14 protein-coding genes are annotated in these 15,112 nt (G+C 60.5%); 13 read left to right on the top strand and 1 reads right to left on the bottom strand.

Annotation, left to right across the window (positions count from 1 at the left end; genetic code table 11):
- Positions 1 to 208: 208 nt before the first annotated feature.
- From xdhA to HGT1_RS01700, 9 genes are all read left to right on the top strand, one after another.
- Entirely contained in the window at positions 209 to 1,615 is a 1,407-nt protein-coding gene (xdhA, locus tag HGT1_RS01740; RefSeq protein ID WP_176248246.1) for a xanthine dehydrogenase small subunit, read from the top strand.
- Positions 1,612 to 3,897: a xanthine dehydrogenase molybdopterin binding subunit gene (gene xdhB / locus HGT1_RS01735; RefSeq protein ID WP_176248245.1), complete on the top strand. Its 2,286-nt coding sequence runs from the start codon at positions 1,612 to 1,614 to the stop codon at positions 3,895 to 3,897. Before xdhA ends, xdhB begins: the two co-directional genes overlap by 4 nt.
- On the top strand, positions 3,894 to 4,670 hold the full coding sequence (xdhC, locus tag HGT1_RS01730) for a xanthine dehydrogenase accessory protein XdhC (RefSeq protein WP_176248244.1): 777 nt from the start codon (positions 3,894 to 3,896) through the stop codon (positions 4,668 to 4,670). Before xdhB ends, xdhC begins: the two co-directional genes overlap by 4 nt.
- Entirely contained in the window at positions 4,667 to 6,184 is a 1,518-nt protein-coding gene (locus HGT1_RS01725; RefSeq protein ID WP_176248243.1) for an ABC transporter ATP-binding protein, read from the top strand. Before xdhC ends, HGT1_RS01725 begins: the two co-directional genes overlap by 4 nt.
- Before the next feature lie 75 nt (positions 6,185 to 6,259).
- On the top strand, positions 6,260 to 7,342 hold the full coding sequence (locus tag HGT1_RS01720; RefSeq protein ID WP_176248242.1) for an ABC transporter permease: 1,083 nt from the start codon (positions 6,260 to 6,262) through the stop codon (positions 7,340 to 7,342).
- The gene (locus tag HGT1_RS01715; protein ID WP_176248241.1) at positions 7,342 to 8,262 is read left to right on the top strand and encodes an ABC transporter permease; all 921 of its coding nucleotides are present in this window, start codon (positions 7,342 to 7,344) and stop codon (positions 8,260 to 8,262) included. The genes HGT1_RS01720 and HGT1_RS01715 overlap by 1 nt, the downstream gene beginning before the upstream one ends.
- Positions 8,263 to 8,318: 56 nt before the next feature.
- Positions 8,319 to 9,392: a BMP family ABC transporter substrate-binding protein gene (locus HGT1_RS01710; RefSeq protein WP_176248240.1), complete on the top strand. Its 1,074-nt coding sequence runs from the start codon at positions 8,319 to 8,321 to the stop codon at positions 9,390 to 9,392.
- Positions 9,393 to 9,525: 133 nt separating this feature from the next.
- A complete protein-coding gene (locus HGT1_RS01705) occupies positions 9,526 to 9,882 on the top strand; it encodes a rhodanese-like domain-containing protein (protein WP_176248239.1) in 357 nt (118 codons plus the stop codon).
- The gene (locus HGT1_RS01700) at positions 9,882 to 10,325 is read left to right on the top strand and encodes a rhodanese-like domain-containing protein (RefSeq protein WP_176248238.1); all 444 of its coding nucleotides are present in this window, start codon (positions 9,882 to 9,884) and stop codon (positions 10,323 to 10,325) included. The genes HGT1_RS01705 and HGT1_RS01700 overlap by 1 nt, the downstream gene beginning before the upstream one ends.
- Positions 10,326 to 10,356: 31 nt before the next feature.
- Here the strand turns inward: HGT1_RS01700 and HGT1_RS01695 are convergent, their stop codons facing one another.
- Positions 10,357 to 11,454, bottom strand: a complete 1,098-nt coding sequence (locus HGT1_RS01695) for a YeeE/YedE family protein (RefSeq protein ID WP_308791269.1) — start codon at positions 11,452 to 11,454, stop codon at positions 10,357 to 10,359.
- 95 nt (positions 11,455 to 11,549) lie between these two features.
- On the opposite strand from HGT1_RS01695, the gene HGT1_RS01690 reads away from it, so the two are divergent.
- The 4 genes from HGT1_RS01690 to HGT1_RS01675 all read left to right on the top strand — a co-directional run bounded on the left by HGT1_RS01690 (position 11,550) and on the right by HGT1_RS01675 (position 15,084).
- Positions 11,550 to 12,167 (top strand): glutathione S-transferase family protein, encoded by a 618-nt coding sequence (locus HGT1_RS01690; RefSeq protein WP_176248237.1) that lies wholly within the window; start codon positions 11,550 to 11,552, stop codon positions 12,165 to 12,167.
- A gap of 43 nt (positions 12,168 to 12,210) precedes the next feature.
- Entirely contained in the window at positions 12,211 to 13,149 is a 939-nt protein-coding gene (locus HGT1_RS01685; protein WP_176248236.1) for an aldo/keto reductase, read from the top strand.
- A complete protein-coding gene (locus HGT1_RS01680; RefSeq protein ID WP_176248235.1) occupies positions 13,146 to 14,225 on the top strand; it encodes an FAD-binding oxidoreductase in 1,080 nt (359 codons plus the stop codon). Before HGT1_RS01685 ends, HGT1_RS01680 begins: the two co-directional genes overlap by 4 nt.
- A 76-nt stretch (positions 14,226 to 14,301) precedes the next feature.
- The gene (locus tag HGT1_RS01675; RefSeq protein ID WP_176248334.1) at positions 14,302 to 15,084 is read left to right on the top strand and encodes a GH25 family lysozyme; all 783 of its coding nucleotides are present in this window, start codon (positions 14,302 to 14,304) and stop codon (positions 15,082 to 15,084) included.
- Positions 15,085 to 15,112: the final 28 nt, after the last annotated feature.

Raw genomic sequence — 15,112 nt, 5'->3', positions numbered from 1 at the left:
GCGACCAAACCCCCAGCCGCCATACCCGCTGACGCGTCATGCCAATAATTTCGGCACGCGCCGGTCATTCCCCCGCATGAAACAGGAAACCCCTTGCCAAGACCACACGCCCGCGCTTAGCCTCGCTCAGCATTTGCCCGCGCCGCGTTCTACGTCGCATCGAACCCCGCGCATATCATGGGCCCCGGTACCGCGGCGGAACGAACCTATGGACATCACTTTTCTCCTCAACGGGGAAGTCGTGTCGCTGACTGGCATCTCTCCCACCACAACCCTGCTTGACTGGCTGCGCGAAACCAAACACCTGACCGGCACCAAAGAAGGCTGCAACGAAGGCGATTGCGGTGCGTGCAGCGTCATGATCAGCGACGATACAGGTCACCGCGCCCTGAACGGCTGCATCCTGTTTCTACCCCAGATCAACGGTAAATCAGTAACAACCGTCGAAGGCCTCAGCGCGCCCGATGGCACACTGCACCCTGTCCAGCAAAACCTGATCGACCACCACGGCAGCCAATGCGGCTTTTGCACCCCCGGCTTTGCGGTCACCATGGCCACCGCCCACCTGAACGGGGCCACCGACCACGACACCCAACTGGCCGGAAACCTGTGCCGCTGCACCGGCTACGCCCCGATCATCCGCGCCGCACAAGCTGCGGAAAACGAACCCGTCCCCCACCACCTCAAAAACCTGCGCATTCCAAATGGACCAAAATCCTCGGGGGGGCCGGCGCAGCCGGACGGGGGCAGACAGCCCCCTCAACATATCCAGCCCACCACCACCGATGATCTGGCACGCTGGTACGCCGCCAACCCCGATGCCACCCTGATCGCCGGGGCCACGGATGTCGGCCTTTGGGTGACCAAGCAGTTCCGCAGCCTCGGCCCAACCGCCTTTCTGAACAGGATCGACGACCTGCGCGGCATTACGGATGCAGGCGATCACTGGCGCATCGGTGCAATGACCACGATCACTGAGCTCGAGGCCCATTTCGCGCCCCATCATCCCAGCCTCGCCACGATGCTACGCCGTTACGGATCAACCCAGGTGCGCAATGCCGCGACCATCGGCGGCAATATCGCGAACGGCTCGCCCATCGGGGACGGGTCGCCAGGGCTGATCGCCATGGGGGCTACATTGCATCTGCGCCACGGCGACAGACGCCGCAGCCTCCCGCTCGAGGATTTCTTTATCGCCTACGGCAAACAAGACCGCGCGCCCGGCGAATTTGTCGAGGCGGTCACCGTCCCCAAGCAACCCGACACCCTGCGCTGCTACAAGCTCAGCAAGCGGTTTGACCAAGACATCTCGGCGGTCTGTGGCTGCATCAACCTCACCCGCGAGGGTCGCACCATCACCGATGCGCGCATCGCTTTTGGCGGCATGGCAGGCACACCCAAACGCGCCGCAAAGACCGAGGCCGCATTGCTAAACCAGCCCTTTACCGAAGCCAGTTTCGCAACCGCCATGACGCTGATTGCAAAAGATTTCCAACCGCTCTCCGACATGCGCGCCTCTGCCAGCTATCGCCTGCAAACCGCGCAAAACATGCTGATGCGGTATTTCCTCGAAGCTCAGGGCATCAGCACTGACATACAGGCGGTGACAGCATGAGCGTCGCAACCCCCCTGCCCCATGATGCAGCAAAGCTCCATGTCACCGGGGCCGCGCGGTATGTCGATGACATTCCGGTGCCCGCAAATGCGCTCCATATCGCCTTTGGTCTCAGCAAGGTTGCCGCTGGCAAACTGGTCTCGATGGACCTCAGCACGGTGCGTGATGCCGCGGGGGTGGCGGCGGTCCTGACCGCGGGCGATCTGCCTTTTAGCAATGATGTGTCGCCTTCCAACCATGACGAACCTTTGCTGGCGACGGATGCGGTGCATTACGCGGGTCAGCCCTTGTTCATGGTGATTGCCACCAGCCATCTGGCCGCACGCCATGCGGCGCGATTGGGGCAAATCGACATTGAAAAAACCGACCCGATCCTGACGATCGAACAGGCGCTTGCCGCCAACAGCCGGTTCGAGGACGGCCCGCGCATCTATCAAAAAGGCGATGCCGCCACGGCGCTGGACCAAGCGGCCCAAACCCTGACCGGCACGATCAACATCGGCGGACAGGAACATTTCTACCTCGAAGGTCAGGCCGCCCTTGCCCTGCCCCAGGACAATGGCGACATGGTTGTCCATTCCTCGACCCAGCACCCGACCGAAATCCAGCACAAGGTCGCCGAAGCCCTTGGCGTGCCGATGCATGCCGTCCGGGTAGAGACGCGGCGCATGGGCGGTGGATTTGGCGGCAAGGAAAGCCAAGGCAACGCGCTGGCGATTGCTTGCGCCGTTGCAGCGTCGAAAACCGGACGGCCCTGCAAGATGCGCTATGACCGCGATGACGATATGATCATCACTGGCAAGCGCCATGATTTCCGGATCGACTATACCGTCGGCTTTGATGCCAGCGGCAAAATAACCGCGTTGGATTTCACCCATTTCACCCGCTGCGGCTGGGGGATGGACTTATCCCTACCCGTGGCAGACCGTGCAATGCTGCACGCCGATAACGCCTATCATCTGGATAACATCCGCATCACCTCGCACCGGTTGCGCACCAACACCCAAAGTGCCACGGCCTTTCGCGGTTTCGGCGGCCCCCAAGGGATCGTCGGCATCGAACGGGTGATGGATCACATTGCCCATCACCTTGGCGCTGATCCGCTGGCGGTGCGCCGCGCGAATTACTATGCCGATGCGCCCAGCGATCAGGTGCAGACCACGCCTTATCACCAGCCTGTCACCGACGGGATCATCAACGCCCTGACCGACCGGTTGGTGGCCACATCAGACTATGCGGCCCGCCGTATTGCCATTGACGCATGGAACGCCAGCCAGCCGGTTCTGAAACGCGGTATCGCACTGACGCCGGTCAAGTTCGGCATTTCATTCACCCTGACCCATCTCAATCAGGCCGGAGCGTTGGTGCATGTCTATAATGATGGCTCGATCCATCTGAACCATGGCGGTACCGAAATGGGTCAGGGGTTGTTCCAAAAGATCGCCCAAGTCGCCGCCAGCCGCTTTGGCGTGGAGGTCAGCGCGGTCAAGATCACTGCAACCGATACCGGCAAAGTGCCCAACACCTCGGCCACGGCCGCGTCTTCGGGGACCGATCTGAACGGCATGGCGGTTCAGGCCGCTTGCGACACGATCCGTGACCGCATCGCGGTGCATCTGGCCGAATTGCACCAAACCACCCCCGATGCCGTCGAATTCGTGGATGGCATGGTCCGGGTTGGCGATGGTGAAATCACCTTTGCCCAAGCTGCCGCCTCTGCCTATGAACACCGCGTTTCATTGTCCTCGACCGGATTTTACAAAACGCCGGACATCAAATGGGACCGCATCACCGGACAAGGCAGCCCGTTCTTTTACTTTGCCTATGGGGCCGCCGTGACCGAGGTGGTGATTGACACTTTGACCGGTGAAAACCGCATCCTGCGGGCGGATATTCTGCATGACGCAGGTGCCTCGCTGAACCCTGCACTGGATATTGGCCAGATCGAAGGTGGCTATGTGCAAGGGGCCGGATGGCTGACCACCGAGGAACTGGTGTGGGATGATCAAGGCACGCTGAAAACACATGCGCCATCGACCTATAAAATTCCCGCGATCTCGGACCGGCCGGATATCTTCAACGTGGCCCTGTGGGATCAACCCAACCCTGCACAAACGGTGTACCGGTCCAAAGCCGTGGGCGAACCGCCCCTGATGCTGGGGATTTCTGCGTTCATGGCACTGTCGGACGCGACCCGCGCCTGCGGTCCGAACTACGCTGATTTGCAAACGCCCGCGACCGCTGAGGCAGTGCTGGCTGCCACCCTCAAGGCCCGCGCATGAGCGACGCAATATATATTGAGATCACCGCCACGCGCGGCTCGACCCCGCGGGATGCGGGCACCGCGATGAAGGTAACGGCACAAGACATCGCCGGCACCATCGGTGGCGGTGCCCTTGAACATCAGGCCATTCAGACCGCGCGCGAAATGCTTGCCAAGGGGCGCGCGGCCCATACGCTGAAAATACCGCTTGGCCCGAACCTCGGGCAATGTTGCGGCGGCGCGGTCACCTTGTCTTTCACCGACCAGCAACGCGAAACCGATCCGCAACCGGTTGCGATGGCTTCCCCCACCACCCACGGCGCGCCGCAACAGCTGTGGCTTTGGGGCGCGGGCCATGTCGGGCGCGCTGTGGTTGCTGCGGCACCTGCCGGTGCCTTTGACCTGACATGGGTCGACAGCGACATCACCCGTTTCCCCGCCTCTGTCGCGGATACCATCACCATTGTGCCCGCGCGTGACATGCCGCGTCTGGCCCTGCGCGCCCCCCAAGACGCGCATCACCTGATTTTCACCTATTCCCATGACATTGATCTGGCGCTGTGTGACGCGTTGCTGACCCGCAAGGCTGCCAGCGTCGGATTGATCGGGTCAGACACGAAATGGGCCCGCTTTTCCAGACGTTTGGCGGCGATGGGCCATGATCCATCGCAAATCACTTGCCCCATCGGTGACAAAACCCTTGGAAAACGCCCCTCCGACATTGCACAAGGGGTCGTTGCCGCGCTGTTGGGCGGCACCCGATTAGACGCTCAACCAAAGGCCGGATCATGACTGCACCCCTTCTTGCCCTTTCAGGACTGACCAAAGCCTATCCCGGCGTAGTGGCGAATGACGATGTGTCGCTGACAATCGCCCCGGGCGAGGTCCACGCGCTGTTGGGGGAAAACGGGGCGGGCAAATCAACGCTGGTCAAGATGATCTATGGTCTGGTCAAACCTGACAGCGGCACAATGCAGATGCACGGCGCGGCGTTTCACCCCAGCGAACCACGTGCTGCGCGGGCGGCCGGGGTTGGCATGGTCTTCCAGCATTTTTCGCTCTTCGATGCGCTGAGCGTTGCGGAAAACATCGCCTTGGGCATGGAAAACGCCCCCAAGCTGCGCGCGCTGAGCAAGCAAATCCGCGACGTGTCCGAGGCGTATGGCCTGCCGCTGTCGCCCGACCGGATTGTTGGCGACCTTTCGGCCGGGGAACGTCAGCGGGTCGAGATTATTCGCTGCCTTTTGCAAGACCCGAAACTGTTGATCATGGACGAACCGACTTCGGTTCTGACCCCGCAAGAAGTCGAAATCCTGTTCAAGACCCTGCGCAAGCTCAGCGCCGAAGGGACGGCGATCTTGTACATCTCGCACAAGCTCGAAGAGATCCGGAGCCTGTGTGACAGTGCCACCATTCTGCGTTTGGGCAAGGTGGTCGGCCATTGCACGCCCTCGGAAACATCCGCGCGCGATATGGCGGAAATGATGGTGGGCAGCATCCTGAAAACGCCATTGCGCGCAGGCAAGACCCCCGGCGCGGTGCTTTTGGACATTCAGGGGTTGAACGCGAAATCCCCCTCGGCTTTTGGTATGCCTTTGCGGGATATCAGCGTTCAGGTCCGCGCCGGCGAAGTGCTCGGCATCGGCGGCGTTGCAGGCAACGGTCAGGACGAATTGCTGGCGGCGCTGTCCGGCGAACAGCCTTCCGGTGCGGGTATGATCCGGTTCAAGGACCACGATATCAGCCAGCTGGGCCCTATCGCGCGGCGGGCTCTGGGTATTCTCGCGGCCCCCGAAGAACGGCTGGGTCATGCCGCCGCCCCCGATATGACATTGACCGAAAACGCGATGTTGACCGGTGCCGTGCGCGAAAACCTCGAACGGGGCGGGATGCTGGACTGGCCCGCCGCAAGACGGTTTGCCGAGCGTATCATCAAGGAATTTGACGTGCGCACCCCCGGCCCCGGCAACGCCGCGCGCGCGCTGTCTGGCGGGAACCTGCAAAAATTCGTCATCGGCCGCGAGGTGTTACAGCGCCCTGAAGTATTGGTTGTGAACCAGCCCACATGGGGGGTTGATGCCTCGGCCGCGGCGGCGATCCGGCAGGCGTTGCTGGATCTGGCCGAAAACGGGGCCGCCGTTATTGTGATCAGTCAGGATCTGGACGAGTTGATGGAAATCTCGGACCGGTTTTCCGCCCTGAACGAAGGCCGTCTGTCAGAGCCGCGCCCCGCGCAGGGCCTGACGGTGGACGAGATCGGGTTGATGATGGGCGGTGCCCACGGAATGGAGGTCGCGCATGTTTGACATGACAGAAGTGGGGGTTTCACACCCCCACACCCCCGTGAAGTTTATTTGGCAAAATGAAATGCGGGGCACAGCATGGTAAGGCTTGAGAAACGGCCGCAGGCAAGTCAGGCGTTTTCTTGGGCAGCGCCCGTTTTGGCGGTTTTGGCGACCATGGTTTTTGGCGGGCTTTTGTTCGCCGCATTGGGCAAGGACCCGCTGGCGTCGATCGCCACGATTTTCTGGGAGCCGCTGTTTGGTGATTTTGCGTTTTATTATCGCCCGCAATTGTTGATCAAAGGGGCCCCTTTGGTGTTGATCGCCATCGGCTTGTCCCTGGGGTTCAAGGCGGGAATCTGGAATATTGGCGCGGAAGGCCAGTATATCATGGGGGCGATTTTCGGCGCGGGGGTGGGGTTGGCGTTCTATCCGACCGAAAGCGTCTTGATCTTTCCCCTGATGGTGTTGGCGGGTGCGTTGGGCGGCTGGATCTGGGCGATGATCCCGGCGGTTTTGAAGGTCAAATTCGGCACCAACGAGATTTTGGTGTCTTTGATGCTGGTCTATGTGGCGGAACAGTTTCTGGCCTCGATGGCCCTTGGCCTTTTGAAAAACCCCGAAGGGTTCGGGTTTCCCGGCAGCCGGAATTTGCAGCAATACCCATCCGCCCATAATGCGGAGCTGATCACGGGATCGGGCATGCATTGGGGGGTTGTCGCGGCGTTGATTGCGGTGATCTTTGCTTATGTGTTGCTGGCGCGGCACCGGCTGGGCTTTGCCATCCGGGTGACCGGCGAAGCACCAAGGGCCGCAAAGTTTTCAGGCGTAAACCCGGTGCGGCTGGTTTTGTTCTGCATGGGGATGTCCGGGCTGCTTGCGGGCCTTGCAGGTATGTTCGAGGTCGCGGGCCCCGCAGGTCAGATCACCATTGATTTCAACGTGGGCTACGGGTTCACCGCCATCATCGTGGCCTTTCTGGGCCGGTTGCATCCAATTGGCATTTTGCTGGCGGGCGGGTTGATGGCCTTGACCTATATCGGGGGCGACATCGCGCAAAGCCAGCTGGGTCTGCCCGCTGCTGCCATTCAGGTGTTTCAGGGCATGTTGCTGTTCTTCCTGCTCGCCTTTGATCTTTTCACAAATTACCGGCTGCGCTTTGGCCGGGCGGAGGTCGCATAATGGATCTGTCAGCCATCAATCCCGTTCTGTTCGTTGCCGGTTTTCTGGTCGCGGCGACGCCGCTGATTTTTGCCGCATTGGGGGAACTGGTCGTTGAAAAATCAGGTGTCCTTAATCTGGGCGTCGAGGGCATGATGATCATGGGGGCCATTTGCGGCTTTGCCACCGCAGTGGAAACCGGGTCACCCATGCTGGGGTTTGCGGCGGCGGCTGCAGGCGGCGCGCTGCTGAGCCTGTTGTTCGCCTTCCTGACGCAGATCACGCTGGCCAATCAGGTCGCGTCGGGGCTTGCGCTGACGTTGTTCGGCTTGGGGTTTTCAGCGCTGCTGGGGCAAAGCTATGTCGGGATCAAACCGCCCCGTCTGGCCGAAGTGAACTTTGGCCCGCTGCACGATATTCCGGTTCTGGGGCCGGTTCTGTTTTCCCATGACATCATGTTGTATCTGGGCATTGCCATGGTCATCGCGGTTTGGGTGATGTTGAAATTCACCCGCGCGGGTCTGATCCTGCGTGCGGTCGGCGAAAGCCATGATGCGGCCCATGCGCTTGGCTATAAGGTGGTGCGGATACGCACGCTGGCCATCATGTTCGGCGGGGCCTGTGCTGGCTTGGGCGGGGCCTATATCAGCCTGATCCGTGTGCCCCAATGGACCGAAGGAATGACCGCCGGCGTGGGCTGGATCGCGCTTGCGCTGGTCGTCTTTGCCAGCTGGAAGCCGTGGCGTCTGCTGCTGGGTGCCTATTTATTTGGCGGAATCACACAGTTGCAGCTAAATCTACAAGGTGCAGGCGTTGCCATTCCTGTAGAGTATCTGGCAATGTCGCCCTACATCATCACCATCCTTGTGCTGGTGGTTCTTTCTGCCGATAAAAGCAGTGCCCCGGCATCGCTTGGCCGCACTTTCCATGCCTCGTCCTAACGGGGTCACACTTCAAAATGCCCGATAAAAGGGCAGAATAACTAGGGGACTATGTAATGAAACTATCAACACTCCTCGCCAGCGCTGCGCTGGCGATCGGTCTTGCGGGCGGCGCTTTTGCCGACGACAAGACCAAAGTCGGCTTTGTCTTCGTGGGCCCCGTGGGCGACGGCGGCTGGACATACGAGCACAACCAAGGCCGTTTGGCCGTTGAAAAGGAATTCGGCGACAAGGTCGAAACCGTGTTCGTTGAAAACGTGGCAGAGGGCCCCGATTCCGAACGCGTGATGACACAGATGGCGCTGGACGGTGCCGACCTGATCTTCACCACTTCCTTTGGTTATATGGACCCGACGATCAACGTTGCGGCCAAGTTCCCGAATGTGAAATTCGAACACGCCACCGGCTACAAGCGTGCCGACAACGTATCGACATATTCCGCGCGCTTCTACGAAGGTCGTGCGATTCAGGGCCACATCGCGGGCAAGATGACCAAGTCGAACATCATCGGCTATATCGGTTCCTTCCCGATCCCCGAAGTTATTCGTGGCATCAACTCTGCCTATATCCACGCCAAAAAGGTTAACCCTGACGTCGAGTTCAAGATCGTCTGGGCCTACACATGGTTCGACCCCGCAAAAGAAGCGGACGCAGCCAAGGTGTTGATCGAACAGGGTGCTGATGTTGTATTGCAGCACACAGACTCCACCGCGCCACAGGCCGCAGCCCAGGAAGCGGGTAACGTGATCACCTTTGGTCAGGCATCCGACATGGCGCAATACGCACCCATGCCGCGCGTGTCGTCGATCATCGACAACTGGGCCCCCTACTATATCGCGCGTACCAAAGCCGTGATGGACGGCACATGGACGTCGACAGACACATGGGACGGTATCGGCGCTGGCATGGTTGGCATCGGCGAAATCACAGATGCGGTACCTGCAGATGTGAAAGCCGAAGCACTGGCGTTGAAAGCGTCCATCGCAGACGGGTCTTACCACCCGTTCACCGGCCCGCTGAAAAAGCAGGACGGATCTGACTTTCTGGCCGATGGCGAAACAGCGGATGACGGCACATTGGCTGGCATGAACTTTTACGTTGAAGGCATCACAGGCGATATCCCGAACTAATCGGATATCCTGCGCGATGACGAAAGGCCCTGCTTGCGCGGGGCCTTTTTTTTTGGCGTTGTGTGATTGCCGCATTTACATATGCATTTAATTGAATGTATTATCGCTCAGAGGATTTCTGAAAGGAACTCAGATGGGCTATACCGAAAAATTCCAAAACCTGGCGGACCACGCACGCGCGCAGGTTCAAGAAGTCGCACCCCAAGATGTCGCCGCATTGATGGAGCGCGGTGCCGTCGCCTTGGACATCCGCGACCCTGATGAACATGCAAAGGACCATATTCCGGGCTCTCTCAACATCAGTCGCGGCAAACTGGAAATGAATGTCGAAGGGGTTCTGCCTGATCTGGACACGACGATATTGTGCTATTGCAACGCCTATAACCGGGGGGCTTTGTCGGCCGCGACGCTCAAGCAAATGGGCTATGCAAATGCGACGTTCATCGGCGGCGGGCTGAATGCCTGGCGCAAGCTTCAGGATCACGTGTGATGCAAAAGCGAACGTTTTTAGCCGCTGGCGTTGCTGCAATCGCAGCAGCGGTCGGCCTGATCACCTTGGGCGGGCGTGCGACTGCGCAGAATGTAACCCTTGAGGCGCTGTCCGGATCGGCCCTGGCGTCCGACCCCGAAACCGTAGTGGTCGACATTCGACGCCCCGAGGAATGGAAAGAGACCGGCGTCATCGAAGGGGCGCTTTTGATAACATACGCCGCACCCGAGAGCTTCCTGCAAGCCGTCGCGCCACATCTGGCTCAAGGTCAGCGTCTGGCGTTGATTTGTCGCTCTGGCAACCGGACCTCGCGCGCGGCCCAACAGATTGCCGGTTTGGTCGACTATCCGGTCGTCGATGTTCAAGGCGGGATGCTGCGGGTTCTGAAAGAAGGCTATACCCCTGTCGGGCCGACCCGCGAAATGGGCTGTCAAACCTGCTAGGCCGGTGTGGGTCGCTGGCCGGATGGGGCGCTTAGTCAATCAACCGGTCTGCGGCCATACCCGCCAGCCACATCGACACCAATGCCACCCAGGCGGTCAGCGCAAAGGTTGATCCGCCCGTCACACCGGCACCGATGGTACAGCCGCCCGCTGTCATCGCGCCAAACCCCATCATCGCGGCCCCTGTCAGATAGCGCTGCATCGACCGCGCACTGTCCCAGCCTTGCCAGATCAACCGCCCGGCCACCAGTGCCGACAAAAACGCCCCGATGGCCACGCCGGGAATAAGGCCGACATCGAATTCCAGCACGGACTCCGCCGACAGAAGATACATCAACGTATCGGCGGATGGCCCCGAAAACGTGAGGCTGCCAACGGGCACCGGATCAAAGCTGATTTGTGACAGCGTGTAGGTCAGGTACCATCCCGCCGCGACCGAAAACCCGACGCCGCAGCCGAACAAAAGGGTGACCAATGACACCCGGTTGCGAAACGCTATGACAAGCGCCAACGCCGCAAAAGCGATGCCGATCGCGATGCCGGTGCCATTGGGAAGGTGCAATTCCCACAGGATATTGGGGTTCGGCCCATGGGTGATCCACGTGCCGGATATGACCTCGCGCAGGGGGGATAACGCGCCATCCAGGCTCATCTGGGCAAAGACGGCAAAGACGAGGCCGGACAGGATCGCACGCAGGTTGCCCGTGGCCCCCAGAACCAGCAGTCGCCCCGGACAGCCGCGCGCAAGGATCATCCCGACGCCAAAGATCATGCCACCGATGATCGCCCCCGACAGCGTCCCCGGCGAGGCAAGCCAACGGCTGGTCCCCAGATCAATGATACCGGTGACGTGCATCACCTGCGTCCACAGCAGCCCGGTTGAAAACGTCAAAAGCCACACCGCCATGCGCGGGCCAAGTGTCGCGCGCGCGACTTCGACTGCGGCGGCGCGCAGGCAGAACCGGCTTTGCTCGGCCGAGAGCCCAAAGATGATGCCGGCGACCAATCCGGCCAAGGCCGCGATTGTCGGTTCGCCCGCAGTTTCCAAGATTGATGCCACATCCATAAACATATCCCGTTTTACGCATGTATCGACGATTGGCGCGTGACAAACATTGATCTGTGTCATGGTCCGCCGCCAAAGGCGCAGAATCCGCAGGGATCTGCGCGCAAGAGCGTATCATTTGACTACCCATTGCGGATCAAAACGCTATCGTCGGGGGCATGATCAAAATTCATCACCTCAACAGGTCCCGCTCTCACCGTATTTTGTGGCTGCTCGAAGAGATCGAGCAACCCTATACAATCGTCCCCTACAAGCGTGATGCAAAGACCAACCTTGCGCCGCTCGAACTGAAACTGGTGCACCCTTTGGGGAAATCCCCGATGTTGGAGATCGACGATGTGTTGGTTGCCGAAAGCGCCGCAATCACCGAAACGCTTTGCGCGCGCTTCGCCCCCCGGATGATCCCCGACCAAGGCACCCCCGCCTATTTGCAGCATCTCGAGATGATGCATTTCGCCGAAGGCTCTGCGATGACACCGATCTTGCTGAACCTTTATGTCAGCCGGTTGGGTGACGCCGGTGCCCCGCTGCACCCGCGGATCAAGGACGAATTGCACAGCCATTTCAGCTATATGAACAGCCTTGTGCGCCCCTCGGGTCATTTTGTTCAGGACAGCCTGTCGGCGGCGGATATCATGCTCAGCTTTCCAGCCGAGATCGCCATGCGCGGCGGCGACGGGGCAGCGCGCTATCCGGCACTGGCCGGATTTGTAGATATGATCCACAACCGCCCGGCCTATCAGCGCGCTACCGAAAAGGGTGCGATGAACGACTAAGATCAACGTTGCGAAGGCGGGCGTGCCGTGGCACGGTTTGAGGATGAAACATACCTTGACCAGCCCCAACGGCACCCCCGCCAGCCGCCTTGCTTTTGGCACCATGCAATTTGGCGGGCGCGCAGATGCCGATGCATCGCGCGCCATGTTCGATGCCTGTATTGATGCAGGGATCACCCATTTCGACACGGCCCATGTCTATACGGGCGGGGCATCCGAAACACTGCTGGGCAGTTTTCTCGGCGCACACCGCGATGACCTGATCATCGCGACCAAGGCTGCCTATGACGGGGGATCGGGCCGCGCCAATCTGCTGAAATCCTGCGAAACGTCGCGCAGCCGGATGAAGCTCGACACGCTTGATGTGCTGTACCTGCACCGGTTTGACCCCGATACAGACATGCACGAGACATTCGAAACCTTTGCCGAAATGAAGGCTGCGGGCCATATCCGTCACATCGGACTGTCAAACTTTGCCGCGTGGCAGGTCGTCAAGGCCGCCGGGATCGCAGCCAAGTTCGATCTGGATATCGCCGTGATCCAGCCGATGTATAATCTGGTCAAACGGCAGGCCGAGGTTGAAATCCTGCCGATGGCCGATGATCTGGGCATTCTTGTCGCGCCCTATTCCCCTCTTGGGGGTGGTTTGCTGACCGGTAAATACGCCAAGGGCGAGGCTGGCCGTTTGACCCAGGATGACCGCTATGCCGCGCGCTATGCGCCCGATGTGATGCATCAGGCCGCCGCAGGGTTGGCCGATCTCGCCGCTGACATGGGGGTTCACCCTGCGACGCTGGCTGTTGCCTGGGTTGCGGCCCATCCCACGGGGCCATCGCCGATCATCTCGGCCCGGTCGGCGGAACAACTGGCACCATCCCTGGCAGCGATGACCTTTGACATGCCTGCCGATCTTTACGCCAAGATCACAGCCCTTTCACCGACCCCGCCCCCAGCGACAGACCGGATTGAAGAACAGTCATGACAGATATCATCGTAATCGGCGGCGGCATTGCTGGCATTTCTGCGGCGGCACGGTTGTCGGCAGATGCACAGGTCACCCTGATCGAGGCGGAAAAGGCGCTTGGCTATCACGCCTCGGGTCGATCTGCCGCGTTGATTGAACAGAATTACGGTGCCCCGTCGGTGCAGGCACTGAACCGTGCCAGTGTCGGCTCTCTGAATGACGCGAATGGCGGGTATCTGACGCAGCGCGGTTTGATGATTGTCGCGGGCACACACGAGGAAGCGGCCCTTGATGCCAATTTGGAAACAATGGGCCTCAGCCGGATTTCCAAGGCCGAAGCACTGGCCATGGTGCCGGTGCTGGACCCCGAAAAGGTCGCCTTTGCGGGCTATCATGCCGATGCCCATGACATCGACACGGACCGTTTGATGCAGGATTTCGCCAAGACCCTGCGCAGCAACGGCGGCACCATCAGAACGGGTCATCCTGTGACCGCCATCAGCCATGGCCCATCGGGCTGGGAGGTTGAAACCGGCGGTGAAAAACTGCACGCGCAAAAGATCGTCAATGCAGCCGGTGCATGGGCCGACCAGATTGCGGTGATGGCAGGTGTCCCGCCGCTTGGGATTGTGCCGCACCGGCGGTCGATGGCGCGGATTGCGGCCCCCGGCGGGCATGATCCCGCGCGCTGGCCGATGTTCTTTGGCGTCAATGAAACATGGTACGCGAAACCTGACGCGGGCGCGCTGATCATTTCACCGGCTGACGAAGACCCGGTCGAACCCCATGACGCATGGGCCGATGATATGGTGCTGGCCGAAGGGTTGGAGCGCTATCAGAACATGGTCGCCATCCCGCTGACCAAGCCGATTTCAACATGGGCCGGTTTGCGCAGCTTTGCCCCCGACCGGACCCTCGTGTTGGGGCCTGATCCCGATCATGCCGATTTCATCTGGTGCGCAGGCCAGGGCGGGTACGGGTTCCAAACCAGCCCTGCGGCCTCGCAACTGGTGGCCGATTTGACCTTCGGACGCACCTCGCCGCTGTCTCGTGAAACTGTCGCTGCATTGCGGCCAGACAGGCTGCGCCCATGACCGTAAAACACCCCCCGGCGCAGGCCTCGCCCTGCCCCGCCAACCGCTTTGGCACCCCGGCCAGAAAGCCCTGACAATGTCGCCGCTCCGCATCCTTGCCGTGCTAACCGCCCTTGCTCTTGCCGCGTGTGGGACACCGCAAGTGTCGGTCCCCCTTGGCACTGTTACATCGGCGAATTTCAGTGATCGTAAACCCCATGAGTGGACAGGCCGCACCCCGCAAAGCTATGCCGTGCATGGCATTGACGTCGCCCGTTTCCAAAGCCCGCTGAACTGGGGCGAGGCGCGCAGAAACGGCGTCAACTTTGCCTTTATCAAAGCGACCGAAGGCGGCGATTTGCTGGACCCGATGTTTGCCAATCACTGGCAGGGCGCAGGTCGCGCAGGCGTGGCGCGCGGGGCCTATCATTTCTATTATTTCTGCACCACGCCGCAGGTTCAGGCCCGCTGGTTCATCCAAAACGTCCCCAAGACCCCCGGCATGTTGCCCCCCGTGCTGGACATGGAATGGAACCCGTTTTCGCCAACCTGCACCCTGCGCCCGCCCGCTGAAACCGTGCGCCGCCACACACAAACCTTCCTGCGCATCCTAAAGGCGCATTACGGCCAGCAACCCGTCATTTACACCACGCCCGATTTTTACGAGAAAAACCAGATGGGCCGCCTGCGCGGTGTCGAATTCTGGCTGCGCTCGACCGCCGCCCATCCGTCCGAGAAATACCCGAGCGAGCGTTGGACGTTCTGGCAATACACCAGCACAGGCCGCGTCCCCGGTGCCTTGGGTGATCTGGATATCAACGTCTATTCAGGCAGCGCTGCAAGTTGGGACAGCTGGCTGGCCCGACGGCAGGTGCGTTAACCGCGGTAAAACGCGAAAGGCCAGCCGC

Origin of the sequence: Sulfitobacter sp. HGT1 (assembly GCF_013282155.1) — a bacterium.
Taxonomy (GTDB): Bacteria; Pseudomonadota; Alphaproteobacteria; order Rhodobacterales; family Rhodobacteraceae; genus Sulfitobacter.
Note: the sequence above shows the minus strand (reverse complement) of the source record. Positions and strands in the feature narration are given on the sequence as shown.